Origin of the sequence: Komagataeibacter sp. FNDCF1 (assembly GCF_021295335.1) — a bacterium.
GTDB lineage: Bacteria > Pseudomonadota > Alphaproteobacteria > Acetobacterales > Acetobacteraceae > Komagataeibacter.
Genome location: NZ_JAIWOT010000001.1, coordinates 2,001,664 through 2,015,784 on the forward strand (window position 1 = coordinate 2,001,664; position 14,121 = coordinate 2,015,784).

General features: G+C 65.7%; 10 protein-coding genes and 2 pseudogenes. 7 read left to right on the forward strand and 5 right to left on the reverse strand.

Annotated elements, in window-relative coordinates:
• Nucleotides 1–17 precede the first annotated feature (17 nt).
• A complete protein-coding gene (locus tag LDL32_RS09505; RefSeq protein ID WP_233066258.1) occupies nucleotides 18–2,105 on the reverse strand; it encodes a protein-disulfide reductase DsbD in 2,088 nt (695 codons plus the stop codon).
• A gap of 100 nt (nucleotides 2,106–2,205) precedes the next feature.
• Between LDL32_RS09505 and hrpB the strand changes: the two genes are divergently transcribed.
• Together hrpB and LDL32_RS09515 are read left to right on the forward strand one after the other, a co-directional pair.
• Nucleotides 2,206–4,764 carry an ATP-dependent helicase HrpB gene (hrpB, locus tag LDL32_RS09510; RefSeq protein ID WP_370636676.1) on the forward strand — a complete coding sequence of 853 codons (2,559 nt, stop codon included), beginning with the start codon at nucleotides 2,206–2,208 and terminating at the stop codon, nucleotides 4,762–4,764.
• A gap of 36 nt (nucleotides 4,765–4,800) precedes the next feature.
• Nucleotides 4,801–5,097 (forward strand): annotated as a pseudogene (locus LDL32_RS09515) (endopeptidase); the annotation flags it as partial.
• A 10-nt stretch (nucleotides 5,098–5,107) separates the two neighbouring features.
• On the opposite strand, the pseudogene LDL32_RS18050 reads toward LDL32_RS09515, so the two are convergent.
• Nucleotides 5,108–5,922 (reverse strand): annotated as a pseudogene (locus tag LDL32_RS18050) (IS5 family transposase).
• Between the two features lie 22 nt (nucleotides 5,923–5,944).
• On the opposite strand from LDL32_RS18050, the gene LDL32_RS09530 reads away from it, so the two are divergent.
• Genes LDL32_RS09530 through LDL32_RS09550 form a run of 5 tightly spaced genes read left to right on the forward strand, consistent with a single transcriptional unit; the run spans nucleotide 5,945 to nucleotide 10,276 of the window.
• Nucleotides 5,945–6,868: a S1C family serine protease gene (locus LDL32_RS09530; protein WP_233066260.1), complete on the forward strand. Its 924-nt coding sequence runs from the start codon at nucleotides 5,945–5,947 to the stop codon at nucleotides 6,866–6,868.
• Nucleotides 6,869–6,898: 30 nt separating this feature from the next.
• Complete coding sequence (locus tag LDL32_RS09535) at nucleotides 6,899–7,579, forward strand: response regulator transcription factor (protein ID WP_233066262.1); 681 nt, start codon at nucleotides 6,899–6,901, stop codon at nucleotides 7,577–7,579.
• A gap of 15 nt (nucleotides 7,580–7,594) precedes the next feature.
• Nucleotides 7,595–9,178 carry a HAMP domain-containing sensor histidine kinase gene (locus LDL32_RS09540; RefSeq protein WP_233066264.1) on the forward strand — a complete coding sequence of 528 codons (1,584 nt, stop codon included), beginning with the start codon at nucleotides 7,595–7,597 and terminating at the stop codon, nucleotides 9,176–9,178.
• A 4-nt stretch (nucleotides 9,179–9,182) separates the two neighbouring features.
• Nucleotides 9,183–9,515 carry a hypothetical protein gene (locus LDL32_RS09545; protein WP_233066266.1) on the forward strand — a complete coding sequence of 111 codons (333 nt, stop codon included), beginning with the start codon at nucleotides 9,183–9,185 and terminating at the stop codon, nucleotides 9,513–9,515.
• Nucleotides 9,512–10,276: an SIMPL domain-containing protein gene (locus tag LDL32_RS09550; protein ID WP_233066267.1), complete on the forward strand. Its 765-nt coding sequence runs from the start codon at nucleotides 9,512–9,514 to the stop codon at nucleotides 10,274–10,276. Before LDL32_RS09545 ends, LDL32_RS09550 begins: the two co-directional genes overlap by 4 nt.
• A gap of 215 nt (nucleotides 10,277–10,491) precedes the next feature.
• On the opposite strand, the gene infC is transcribed toward LDL32_RS09550, so the two are convergent.
• From infC to LDL32_RS09565, 3 genes are all read right to left on the reverse strand, one after another.
• Nucleotides 10,492–11,013: a translation initiation factor IF-3 gene (infC, locus tag LDL32_RS09555; RefSeq protein WP_233066270.1), complete on the reverse strand. Its 522-nt coding sequence runs from the start codon at nucleotides 11,011–11,013 to the stop codon at nucleotides 10,492–10,494.
• Nucleotides 11,014–11,239: 226 nt separating this feature from the next.
• On the reverse strand, nucleotides 11,240–13,174 hold the full coding sequence (gene thrS, locus LDL32_RS09560) for a threonine--tRNA ligase (RefSeq protein ID WP_233066272.1): 1,935 nt from the start codon (nucleotides 13,172–13,174) through the stop codon (nucleotides 11,240–11,242).
• A gap of 42 nt (nucleotides 13,175–13,216) precedes the next feature.
• Nucleotides 13,217–14,119: a glycosyltransferase family 9 protein gene (locus LDL32_RS09565; protein ID WP_233066274.1), complete on the reverse strand. Its 903-nt coding sequence runs from the start codon at nucleotides 14,117–14,119 to the stop codon at nucleotides 13,217–13,219.
• Nucleotides 14,120–14,121 lie beyond the last annotated feature (2 nt).

Below are 14,121 nucleotides of genomic sequence, written 5' to 3' on the forward strand. Positions count from 1 at the left end.
GAAGCACCCCGCCGGGGTCAGGTTCCATCCGCCCCGATCATATGCAGGACAATCCCGGGGGAGAGGATTTCCGGCAGGATCACCTCCGCCCCGTGGGCGGGGTAATAGACATAGAACGGCACCCCGTCGCGGCCATGGGCATGCAGGAAGGCCGTGATGTCCGCATCCCGCAGGGTCCAGTCGCCCTTCATGTATACGATACCCTGCCGGGCGAACGCCGCCTGCACCGCATGGGTGGACAGGGCAACGCGTTCATTCACCAGGCATGAAATGCACCACGCGGCCGTCATGTCCACAAATACGGGCCGACCCTGCCGGCGCAGTTCCGCAAGCCGCGCGGGGGAAAAGACCGAACTGCCATCCGCCACCCGCTCTGTCCCGTGGTCATGCATGGTGGCGGGCGGCACCACAGCCCCCCCCACGAAGGCGACCAGCAGGCTGAGAATGGCCACCGCACGGTACAGTCCCGCCCGCCCTTCCATGGCATCACGCAGGTCCATTGCCGTGGCCCGTCGCAGGCACCAGCAGCCGGTGGCCACCAGCACAAGCCCTGCCCCCAGCAGGTAAAGCGCATCCGGACCACCCTCCAGCCGCGCTACCCATGCCAGCCATACGCAGGTGGCCAGTACCGGCAGCGCCAGCAGGTTGCGCACGGTTTCCATCCACCGCCCCGGCCGGGGCAGCCAGCCCAGCAGGCCGGGCATGGCGGCCAGCAGCAGATAGGGGGCGGCAAGCCCGAAACCCAGCGCCGCGAAAACCAGCAGCCCGACAAGGGGCGAGGCCGCAAGCGCACCCGCCACCGCCGCCCCCATGAAGGGGGCCGTGCACGGTGACGCCAGCACGACCGCCAGCACCCCCGTCAGGAAATCCCCCGCATGCGCAGGCAGGGCGCTGCCCACCCCCATGAGCCGCAGCCCGATGGCAAAGACGCCTAGCAGATTGAGCGCCACCGCAAACAGCAGCAGGCAGATGGTGATGACAAACCCCACGGACTGGAACTGGAATCCCCACCCCGCCTGCTGGCCCGCAACCCGCAATGCCGCGACAGCGCCACCCAGCACGACAAACGACCCCACGACACCCGCGGCATAGGCGGCAGCCCCCCTGATGGCCGCGCCCCGCTCCCCGCGCGCCATGCGCTCCAGCGCCAGCACCTTCATGGCCAGGACCGGGAACACGCAGGGCATGAGGTTAAGGATCAGCCCCCCCGCAAAGGCCATGAGCACCAGCACCCCGACATTCGTGGCATGGGCCGCCACCGGCGGTGCAAGAGGATGGACCACCCCCACCACGGGCAGGACCGACAGGCCACGCTCGCGCCCCATGCCATCGCGCAGCACCACGATGCCGGACAGGTTGGCGCCATTGTGGAATTCCGGTCCGGGATGCAGCGTAAGCTGCACGGCGCCATCGCCCACCACCACAGGCTGGGCCACGTCCTGGTCGATCGCGCCGGATACATCGGGCATGAACCACGCCGCCGTGACCGCACCCGCCGACAGGCCCCGCCCCGCAAGCTGCAGGATACCGGCAGGTGACAGCTGGGCGGCAAAGGGCGAGGCCACGGGCCGGTCCGCACTGGCGCGGGCGAACGCCGCCGCCTGCGCCGAAGGCTGCGGCCCGCCGCGCGGCAGGCTCAGGTGGAAGGTGCCGTGCTCGGGCACACAGACCTCCGCACAGACCAGCCAGTCCGCCACGGCGTCGAGCGTGAGCGGGCCGTCCCCTTCCGCCTGCACTGGCACAAGGGTAACCGGCAGCAGCACATCGCCGGTATAGGCATAGGATGTCAGCGGCCCGTCATGCAGCACGCGCGGCGTCGGCCATTCAATGGCGCTGGCCTGCCCGCCCGCCCCGCCGTGCGCGGTAACAGCCAGCGTGGTTGCCTCCCCTGCATCGCCGGGGTTGAGCCAGTAGGTATGCCAGCCCGGCGCAAGGTGCATCTGCAGGCCCACATGCAGCGCGCGGCCGGGCATGTAGGTGTCGTCATCCGTGACGAGTGTCACGTCTGCGCGCGTGCTGGTCACGGCCTCGCTCTGCGCGGCATGTGCTGCGGGTGCCGCAAGCAGCACCATGCACAGGATCGATACAAGCCACATGAAGGGCATCGATATTACTCCGCCACACAGGGGGACAGGGAAAAAACACGTCCGGCACGCCAAGGCAAGGATTGCCCCGCCACCATGCCCGACGCCATAAGATCAGGATATGGCTTTCGATCCGACCTTGCAAAACCGACTTGATACCCTGATGGCAGATGCGGCCAGTGCGCTGCCTGTCGCCGCCGCCCTGCCGGCGCTGTGCGATGTGCTGGCACGGACATCCAACGCCGTGCTGGTCGCCCCGCCGGGGGCGGGCAAGACCACGCTGGTGCCGCTGGCGCTGCTGGATGCCCAATGGCGGGGCGACGGGCGGATCATCATGCTTGAACCCCGCAGGCTGGCCACCCGGGCGGCGGCCCAGCGCATGGCGGAACTGGTGGATGAAACGCCGGGCGGGCTGGTGGGTTACCGCACCCGGCTGGATGGCGCGACATCGGAGCGCACGCGCATCGAGGTGATCACCGAGGGGCTGCTGGTGCGCCGCCTGCTGTCCGATCCCATGCTGGACGGGGTGGCCTGCGTCATATTCGATGAAATTCACGAACGCTCCGTCGATGCGGATGCCGCCCTTGCCTTCTGCCTTGACCTGCAGCGCAGCCTGCGGCCCGAGCTAAAGCTGGTCGCCATGTCCGCCACCATGGATGGCGCGGCCCTGTCACGCCGCATGGATGCCGAACTGGTGGAAAGCGAAGGCCGGATGTTCCCCGTGGCGATCCGCCACGCGACCCGTGACCTTGTCCACCGCCGGGACCTGCCCGATGCCATGGCCGCCGCCATCCGCACCGCCATCGGGCAGGAAGAAGGCGACGTGCTGGCCTTCCTGCCCGGTGTGGGCGAGATCCAGCGCACCCGCACCCTTCTGGCGGGGGTCGATGCCGATGTACTGCCGCTGTATGGCGAACTGCCCCCAGCCGAGCAGGACCTTGCCCTGACCCCACACCCCGATGGGCGCAGGCGGGTAATCCTGTCCACCTCCATAGCCGAGACATCGCTGACCGTGCCGGGCGTGCGCATTGTGGTTGATGGCGGTTTCCGCCGCGTGCCACGGCTGGATGTGGGCACGGGGCTAACACGGCTTGACACGGTGCGGATTTCACGTGCTGCAGCCAGCCAGCGCGCGGGCCGTGCGGGACGTGTCGCACCGGGCACCGCCATCCGGCTGTGGACGGAAATGACCACCCGCGCCATGCCCCCCCATGACCAGCCCGAAATGATGGAGGCCGAACTGACCGGCCTGCGGCTGGACGCGGCGGCATGGCAGGACGCGATGGGCACGGACCCGGCCGACCTTCCTTTTCCCGACACGCCCCCCAATGGTGCATTCGAAGCCGGGCGCAGCCTGCTCCACGCCCTTGGCGCACTGGATGATGATGCCCGCATCACGCATGAGGGCACCCGCATGGCGGCCCTTGGTTCCCATCCGCGCCTAGCCGCGATGATGCTGGCCGCCCGCACCGCGCCCGAGCGCGCGCTGGCCTGCGATATCGCGGCCCTGCTGGAAGAACGCGACCCGCTGCGCCCCCGCCGCCCCGCCGGGGGCAGCAGGGGGGCACCGCCCGCGGCCCCCGCGGATATCCGCCTGCGCCTTGACCTGCTGGCGGGCGGCGACCACCCGGATGCCGACCGCGCGGCCCTGTCACGCATCCGCCATGCCGCGCGGCAGTACCGCAGGCGCCTGGGGCTGGGCCGTGACATTCCGGCAGGTGGCGACCCCGCCGCCCTGATTGCCGCAGCCTTCCCCGACCGGGTGGCCCAGTCACGCGGGGATGCAGGGTCATTCCGCCTGGCCGGTGGTGGCAGCGCGCGGCTTTCAAAAACCGATGAACTGGCCCGCGCGCCCCTGCTGGCCGTGGCTGGCATGCATGTGCGCAAGGCCGCCGAGATATGCCTTGCCGCCCCGCTGGAGCGTGACAGCCTGCCCCCCACCTTATTGGCCCGTACGCGTGAACAGGTGGAAACCACGCTCGACCCCACCACCGGCAGCGTGCTGGCCCGGCGCAGGCTGCGGCTGGGCAATCTGGTGCTGCGCGACCGTACGGTTACCGCCAGCGCCGATGAAGTGAGCGCCCTGCTGTGCCAGCAGGCGGCCCAGAACCTTGCGGCAAGCCTGACATGGAGCGATGCCTGCCGCCAGTTGCAGGCACGCGTGGACCTGGCCCGCACCCGCCTTGACCGCCCGGACCTGCCCGACCTGTCCGATGCGGCGCTGGCAGGGACGACCGACACATGGCTTGCCCCGTGGCTTGCAGGCGTGAACCGCCTTTCGGCCCTGGCGGAGCTGGACCTGCTGGCCATGCTGCGCGCCACCATGGACCATGCCAGCCTGAAATGGCTGGACCACACCCTGCCCACCCATCTGGACCTGCCCGGCGGGCGGGCTGGCATCGACTATCTCCAGCCCGTGCCGGTGGCGGCCGCCCGTGCCCAGACCTTCTATGGTGTAACGGACACGCCCCGCATTGCCGGTGGCAATGTGGACCTGCGCATTGCCCTGCTTTCCCCTGCGGGGCGTCCGCAGGCCATAACCGCCGATCTGGCCGGGTTCTGGGCCGGATCATGGGCGGACATGCGCCGTGACATGCGCGGCCGCTACCCCCGCCACGACTGGCCGGAAAACCCTGCCACGGCCAGCCCACCGCCACCACGGAGCCCACGTCGGGCATGAAACTGCATGCATTTTTGTCCATGTTGGCATGCAGACATGGCATTGCCGCTTTTTTCAGATAACATGGGTCATCATGAACGCACCTTCGTACCGCCATACATGACACGCATCGTCATGGTCCGTCCGGCCTGCCGCCTGCTCGCGATGCTGCTGCTGGGCATGGCCGGGCAGGTTACCGGGGCACTGGCGCAGGGGGCGGCTTCATCCGCAGTGCCGCCCAATCCCTCGCTGTTCGCCCCGGCCGTGCCACCCGTTGTGGCGTCGGGCCCGCTTACCTTCGCGCCACTGGTGCGGCAGGTGGGACCGGCGGTCGTGAACATCGCCGTCTCGCAGGCGCAGGACGCTAGGTTTCGTGGACAAAGGGTATCCACTGGAGTGCTGACACGAGACTGACGAAGCCAAGATATGATTCCTTGGTTTTGTCATATCGGGTGGCAACGCGTCGCCAGTTCTTGAGTTTGTTGAACAGGCGCTCGACGAGATTGCGCCAGCGATATTTGGTTTTATCATGAGGTACAGGATTGCGACGGTTGCTTTTGCTCGGGATGACGGCTTCGATTTCGGCCTTGGCAAGTTCCTCGCGAATGAGGTCGGCATCGTAACCTTTGTCTGCCAGTAACGCCTCGATCTTGTCAGCGATCATGCGGAACAGCGGGCCGAAACCCTGAATATCGTGGGTCTGTCCCGGCGTCAGGACAAAACCGAGAGGGCGTCCCCTGGCGTCGCATCGGGCGTGCAGTTTGGTGGTGAAACCACCGCGCGATCGGCCAAGCGCCTCGGTTTCCTGTGTCCCTTTTTTATACCGATAGCACAATGATGTGCCCGGACCACCGTGCTGTCGATCATGTCGGCAGTGGTATCCCGCTCGACCATTTCAGCCAAGGTTTCGAGCATCGCATCGAACACGCCTGTCGTCACCCATCGTCGGTAGCGTCGGAACACGCTGTTCCACTTGCCATAATCATCAGGCAGGTGGCGCCACTGCGATCCGGTTCGGGCAATCCACATCATGCCTTCGAAATACAGACGATTGTCTTGCGCAGGACGGCAGCCACGACCCCTCTCAGGCGGAAGCAGCGCCCCGATGATGGCCCATTCCTCGTCCGAAAGCCCAATTCGCTCGCCCAACAACGCCTCCAAAAGGCAGCTTTGAATCAATCATGGACGTTACTGTCAACCTTTGTCCACGAAACCTAGGGTGGCGGCCAACACCCACCAGCCCCTGCCCCCCAGCGTGAAGGGCACGCCGTTCGAACATAAATTCCGCGAACGCATGCGCGCACATGGGGAGGAAATGCTGGGCGCGGGCTCGGGCTTCCTGATCGACCCGGGCGGCGTGATCGTGACCAACGCGCATGTGGTTGGGGGGGCGGACCAGATTACCGTCTCGCTGGCCGATGGCACGGAATTCCCCGCCCATCTGGTTGGCAGCGATGACCTGACGGATATCGCGGTAATCCAGATCCACGTCCCCCACCCCATGCCCTTCGTGCCATGGGGGGACAGCAGGCTGGTCAATATCGGGGACTGGATCATGGCGGCGGGCAACCCGTTCGGTCTTGGATCGTCCGTTACGGCGGGAATCGTGTCGGCGCGCGGGCGCGATATCGGCACCAGCCCGTTTGATGACTTTTTCCAGATCGACGCCCCCATCAACCCCGGCAATTCGGGTGGCCCGTCGTTCAATCTGGGCGGACAGGTGGTTGCGGTGAACACGGCCATCGTCTCGCCCACCGGCGGGTCGGTGGGGATCGGGTTTGGCCTTCCGTCCGAAATCGTGGCACCCATTGTGGAAGAACTGCGCCGTAATGGCCATATAGACCGTGGCTGGCTGGGTGTTACACTGGCGGACGGGCCGGGGCGCAACGGCGTGCAGATCGTGGGGATCGACCGCAATGGCCCGGCCATGAAGGCACACCTGCATATTGGTGATGTGATTACCGCCGTGAACGATGAACCGATCGATACATCCCGCATGCTGATCCGCTCGATTGCGGCAAAGCGTCCGGGATCGACCGTGGCGCTGCATATCCGCCGCCGCCATGACCCGATGAGCCTGGATGCCTGCGTCGGCCACCGCCCCGACGAAGACATGGACGACTGAACGACCCCGCCCCCAACGACGTGAGGCAACGTGCATATTCTTGTTGTTGAAGATGATCCCACCGTCCGCAATTTCGTGGCCAAGGGCCTGAAGGAAGCCGGGCACCTGGTCGAACTGACCGATAACGGCAAGGACGGCCTGTTCATGGCCGTAAGCGAGAAGTTCGACCTGATCATACTGGACCGCATGCTGCCAGGCGGCATTGACGGCGTGCGCCTGCTGGAGACCATCCGCGCGCAGAACAACGCCACCCCCGTGCTGCTGCTGTCAGCACTGGCGGACGTGGATGACCGCGTGCAGGGCCTGAAGGCGGGCGGGGATGACTACGTGACCAAGCCTTTCGCCTTCAGCGAACTGCTGGCGCGCGTGGAAGCCCTTGGCCGCCGTGGCCGCACCGAGGCCGCACCCCAGACCAAGCTGGAACTGGCGGATCTGGAGATCGACCTGCTTTCGCGCACCGTGCGCCGCGCGGGGCAGAAGATCGACCTGCAGCCGCGGGAATTCCGCCTGCTGGAATACCTGACCCGCCATGCGGGACAGGTGGTGACCCGCACCATGCTGCTGGAAGGCGTGTGGGACTACCATTTCGACCCGCAGACCAACGTGATCGACGTGCATGTCTCGCGCCTGCGCCAGAAGGTGGACAAGCCCTTTGGCACGCCGCTCATCCATACCATCCGCAACGCGGGGTACATGCTGCGTGCGGAATAAGCGCCGGATCCACGCATGACAGCGCAGGCCTTCGCGCCCGCACCGCCACCCCGGCGTTCGCGCTGGCGGGCATGGCGGTCGGCCAGCCTGCGTTTTTCGCTGGCCTACGGGCTCATGTTCGCGCTGTCCTCCATCCTGTTCATGTCCTTCCTGTGGTGGGGGACGATCGGGTTCCTTGAGCGACAGGTGGAAACCGCCATCAACGCCGATGCGCGCGCCCTGGCCGAGCGCTGGGTAATGGGCGGCCTGCCCACGCTGGCCCTGACAATCGAGGACCGGCTGGAGCAGAACCTGGATGATGACGCGATCTACCTCGTCATCGACCCGCAGGGGAACTACCTGACCGGCAATGTATCGGCCTGGCCGGGCAGGGTACAGTACACCGACCGCTGGTATTCCCTGCCCGATACCCGCGCAGGGCTACGCAGCATGGCCGAACTGCATGCCTACAACCTGCCCGGCACGGCCCAGACCCATACGGCGGGCCAGCTTGACAGTGGCTACCGGCTGCTGGTGGGGCGCGATGTGCGGGCACGCGGCATCCTGCGCCACCTGCTGACCGATTCGCTGCTCTGGGCATGGGTCATGGTCACGCTGCTGGCCGTAAGCGGGGCGGTACTGGTGCACCGCATCTTCCGCCGCATGGTCAAGACCGTGGCGCGCACCACGTCGGCCATTGCCCATGGTGACCTGAGCCGCCGCATGCCGCTGGTCGGCAATGGTGACGAGATGGACCAGGTGGCCGAGGCCATCAACGAAATGCTCGACCGCATCGTACGCCTGATGGATGGCGTGCGGCAGGTCTCCAATGCCATTGCCCACGACCTGCGCACCCCCATCGCGCGTGCGCGCACCCAACTGGAGGATGCGGCACTCCACGCCACCACGCCGGAGGAACTGCGCGGCGCGATCGAGCGCGCGGTGGGCAACCTGGACAACGTCACCGCCGTGTTCGAGGCCCTGCTGCGCATTGCCCAGATCGAGGCCGGGGCCCGTCGCTCCGCCTTCATGGCGTTCGACATGGTGCCGGTGCTGCTGGACGTGGCCGATCTGTATGAAGCCGTGGCGGAAGAACACGCCATCACCCTCGATCTGGACCTGCCCGACCGTCTGCCCTTCTATGGCGACCGCTCGCTGATCCAGCAGGCCGTGGCCAACATGCTGGACAATGCGATCAAGTTTTCCCCCTCCGGCGGGACGGTGCACCTACGCGCGCAGATCCGTGAACTGGCCCCCGGCCGCATCACCGGGCCAACGGGCGAAGGCATGCTTGACCTGTCGGTCAGTGACGAGGGAATCGGCATGAGCGAAGCGGACATGGCACGGGCCACGGAGCGATTCTTCCGCGCGGAAAAGGCCCGCAATACCCCCGGCGCCGGGCTGGGCCTGTCCATGGTGCGTGCCATCGTGCAACTGCATGGCGGGCGGATGCACCTGTCGGCGCATGACCCGGGACTTACAGTTTCAATGGCGCTGCCCATCGCCGCCTGCGCACTGTCCGATGACGGGCGGGACTGTCCATCCCCACAGGGCATATCAGGCATGACACGAACGTCACCATTCTCCCATCAGCATGACATGAACAGTAGCGTAAAGTGACAGCATGAACATGCATCCCGCCATGACGCCTGCCATCGTCGTGATGAGTTTCTGCCTGTGTGGCGCCACCCCCATTCCGACAGAACCAGGCGACGGCATGGTGCGCGTGGTCACCGCCCGCGATGGCGCGGACAAGCCCGTCATCATCACCAGCGACACCAAGGCCTACTGCAACCGGCTTCTCAACATCATCGACGCCTATGGCCCCGCCCTGCCGCAGGATATCGACAGCCTGCGCATGCAGGGAGCCGACATGTGCCGCGAGGGCCGGATCCGCTCGGGCATTGTCCGGTTGCGCCGCGCCCTGGTGGAACTGAAGGAGACCACACATTCATGAAGACCAGCCATTTCCATGCCCCTGCGCGCAGGATGCTGCCCGCGCTTGCAATCATGTCGGTGGGTACGGCCCTGTACCCGCTGACGGCCATGGCACAGCGGCCGATCTTCTCGTCCGCCACGGCGTCCAGCACCCCCACGCTGGAACTTTCCGCCTCCGGCACCGTACATGCCCAGCCCGATGAACTGACGGCCGTGTTCTATGCCGAATCGCGGGCCGATACGGCCGCTGCCGCCCAGGCACAGGTCAATGCGCTGGCATCAAAGGCCATTGCAACCGCGGGCCATGCGGATGGGGTCAGCACCAATGCCGAGTCGTATTTCGTGCATCATGAAGATGGCGACCCCAGGCAGCCCCACAGGCCACCGCAATGGGTCGCGCGCCAGACCATCCGCCTGACCGCGACCGAGGGGAAGGGACTCCTGCCGCTGGTCGCACAGTTGCAGGGGGACAATCTTGTGCTGACCCGGCTGGACTGGTCACTCTCCGCGTCCCGGCGGGCGGACCTGACCCGCCAGGCCGAAACCCTTGCCCTGCAGGACATGCAGCAGCGCGCGCAGGCTGCCGCCGAGACACTGAAACTGAAGATTGGCCCGATTCGCACGGTCACGCTGGATGACCAGAACTTCCCCCGCCCCATGCCCATGATGATGATGGCCCGCGCGGCCAGCGTGGACGTGCCCCCGCCCGAAGCCCCGGCGGCCATGCAGGATGTTACCGCCACCGTTCATGCGGTACTGACCCTGCAGGGTGAGGAATAGGACACCGTTCCCAAAACAGCTCTTTGATAAGAAACGGTAAAATTTCCTGAATACCGTCTTTTTATGGAACAGGGGGCATTTCCCGAAGCTTCTGCCTGAATGAACATGAAGCGGACCGGCCCCTGACGGGGCGGGCGGGGCAGATGGCAAAAAGGCCCGGTGGAGGGCAACTCCACCGGGCCTTTTCATTTGACCGGACCTGCTGATGCGCAATCCTAGCGCGGGGCAAGCACCATGATCATCTGGCGGTTTTCAAGCTTGGGCATATGCTCGACCTTGGCCAGTTCATCCATTTCCGCACGGATGCGCTCCAGGACCTTCACGCCCAGATCCTGATGCGCCATTTCACGGCCGCGGAAGCGCAGCGTGACCTTTACCTTGTCGCCCTCGCCAATGAAGCTTTTCATGGCGCGCATTTTCACCTGATAGTCATTTTCATCAATGTTCGGGCGAACCTTGACTTCCTTGATTTCAATGACTTTCTGCTTCTTGCGCGCTTCGTTGCGCTTCTTCTGCTGTTCGTACTTGAACTTCCCGTAATCGAGAACCTTGGCCACGGGCGGCTCGGCGTTCGGGCTGATTTCCAGCAGGTCAAGTCCTACGGAATAGGCGCGCGCCAGTGCATCACGTGTGGACATGATGCCGAGCATCTCGCCTTCTTCGTCGATCAGACGGACCTGCGGTACGCGGATCTCTTCATTGACACGGGGGCCCTCTCGATTTGGCGGAGTGGGCATCGGGGGTCTGGCTATGGTCAGCTCCTGTGACTGTTTCATTCAAACGGCAGGCAGGGCCATTGCACATGCCCGGCACGACGGAAGCGGAACCGCCACCACGCGCAGGTCAGGCAATGACCTTACATTATGGAAAGATATGTGACGCAAAGACGCGCCCCAGATCAAGTACTGTCTTGTCCCGCGCCTGCGAAAACTGCCATGCAGTTACGGCACAGGGGGCGTGATGTCACTGCCGCTTCCTGCGGATATCGGGTGGCAGGGCCTCATGTTCAAGGGTGGATACGGCTTCATCCAATGGCAGCACCTCCTGCGTTTTGCCGCCAAGGCGGCGCATGGCAACGGTCTTTTCCTCTGCCTCCTTGCGGCCCACGACCAGAATGACCGGCACGCGGGCCAGGCTGTGTTCACGAATCTTGGCGTTGATTTTCTCGTTGCGCAGGTCGGCTTCCACAACCAGGCCCGCCGCGCGCAGGCTGTCGGCCACCTGCCGGGCATAGTCCGCCGCATCGGTCACGATCGAGGCAACAACCACCTGCACCGGCGCCAGCCACAGCGGGAAACGGCCCGCGTGCTGTTCGATCAGGATGCCAAGGAATCGCTCGAACGACCCCAGAATTGCCCGGTGCAGCATGACGGGGCGGTGGCGTGCACTGTCCTCGCCAACATAGGAGGCGTCAAGCCGTTCAGGCAGCACGTAGTCAACCTGCAGCGTGCCGCACTGCCAGTCCCGGCCAATGGCGTCACGCAGCACGAATTCCAGCTTGGGGCCGTAGAACGCCCCCTCACCCGCATTGTATTCATAGGTCACACCCGCCATGTCGCAGGCGACCTTCAGCGCGTTTTCCGCACGGTCCCATGTCGCGTCATCACCGGCGCGCTGCTCGGGGCGGTCGGCAAATTTCACGCGGAAATGCTCGAAGCCAAGGTCCTGGTACACATCGGACAGCATGCGCACGAACCGGGCGGTTTCATCGGCAATCTGGTCTTCGGTGCAGAATATATGCGCATCATCCTGCGTGAAGCCACGCACGCGCATGATGCCATGCAGCGCGCCGGATGGCTCATAACGGTGGCAGGCACCGAATTCCGCCATGCGCAGCGGCAGTTCACGGTAGGAGCGCAGGCCATGGCGGAAGATCTGCACATGGCACGGGCAGTTCATCGGCTTGAGCGCGAGGGTCTTGTCCTCGTCCTCGACGGTGGCGATGAACATGTGCTCACGGTATTTGTCCCAGTGGCCGGAGGCTTCCCACAGCGCACGGTCGACAAGCTGCGGCGTGCGCACTTCCTGATAGCCGTTACTGTTCTGCGCCCGGCGCATGTAGTCCTGCAGCACCGAATACAGGCGCCAGCCCTTGGGGTGCCAGAATATCTGGCCCACGGCTTCTTCCTGAATGTGGAACAGGTCCATCTCGCGGCCAATGCGGCGGTGGTCGCGGCGCTCGGCTTCCTCCAGCTGGTGCAGGTGCGCCTCAAGCTCCTTGCGGTCGCGCCATGCCGTGCCGTAGATGCGCGTCAGCATGGGGTTGCGGTGGTCGCCGCGCCAGTAGGCACCCGCCACCTTCATCAGCTTGAAGGCGTTGCCCACATCGGCCGTGCCGCGCAGATGGGGGCCACGGCACAGGTCCAGCCATTCGCCCTGGCGGTAGATCGAGATTTCCTCGTCTTCGGGCAGGTCGCGGATCAGTTCGGCCTTGAAGCGTTCACCCCTGTTTTCAAAGAATTCGATGGCCTTTTCACGCGGCCATGCCTCACGCACGAAGGGTTCGTTCGCGGCCACGATCTCGGCCATGCGCTTTTCAATCGCGGCGAAATCGTCCGGGGTAAACGGCTCGTTGCGGTAGAAATCGTAATAGAACCCGTTTTCGATGGACGGGCCGATGGTGACCTGCGTGCCGGGGAACAGCGACTGCACCGCTTCCGCCAGCACGTGGGCCGCATCGTGGCGGATCATTTCCAGCGCTTCGGGGTCCTTGCGCGTGATGAAACGGACATGGGCATCATGATCGACCGGGCGGCCGATATCCATGAGCTTGCCGTCCACTTCCATGGCAAGGGCGGCGCGCGCAAGGCCCGCGCCAATGGACTGTGCCACGGTAGTGCCCGTCACTGCCCCGTCAAAGCGGCGAACGGATCCGTCAGGCAGGGTGATGGCAGGCATGGTTTCATTGCTCCGGTAAGAAGATGTTCCGCTGTAATGGCGTCAGGCGAGCGTTGCCGCAACCCTGTCCACGTGCACGGTGGCCAGATCGTGCACATAAATCACCTTCACCTGCCCTGCGTACTGCCCCACGGGGGCGGTCAGGGCCGGGTTGCTGTCGGCTGAAAACAGCACGGTGCAGGGCACGCCCAGGGCGGCCGCCATGTGCATGGGGCCGGTATCGTTGCCCACGGCGCAGCGCGCGCGCGCCAGCACGCCGCCCAGTTCGGGCAGCGTGGTGCGGCCGGTCAGGTCCACCGCTGCCGGGCAGGCCGCCCGGATGGTGGCGGCAAGCCCTGCTTCTCCCCCACCCCCCACCACAACCGGCAGCAGGCCGCGCGCCTGCATGCGCACGGCAAGGGCTGCGTACCGTGCGGCCGGCCAGCGCTTGGCGGGGCGGTGGGCCGCGGCACCGGGCACCAGCACGCCATAGGGGGCGGGCAGGACCGGGCCACCGGCGGCCAGCCATGACAGATCGGGATTACAGAGCGGCGCGAGCCCGGCGCAGCGCAGCTGGTCGCGCTGACGGGTACGGGTATGCATGAAGCGCCGCTGGGGGTTGTCATGCACCGCCTGCCCGCCGCGCCCGATTCCCGACCATGCCTTCAGGCCCGACAGGCGCAGGTAGCGGGTGCTGCGGCCCGATGTCTGCAGGTCATAGATGAAATCATACGAGCGCAGCACCCGGCGCAGCGCCAGCACGGCCCGCAGGTCGTGCCATGGCGGCCTGCGGTCGACCAGCACATGGTCGAACCATGGCGACCGGCGTGCCAGTTCCGCAAGGAAACCCTGGGTCAGCAGGTCCACCACATCATGGGCATGATGGGCGCGGATGGTGGCGAAGGGCGCGAAGGACTGGACAAAATCCCCCAGCGCGCCCAGCCGGATTACCAGGATGCGGGCCATGG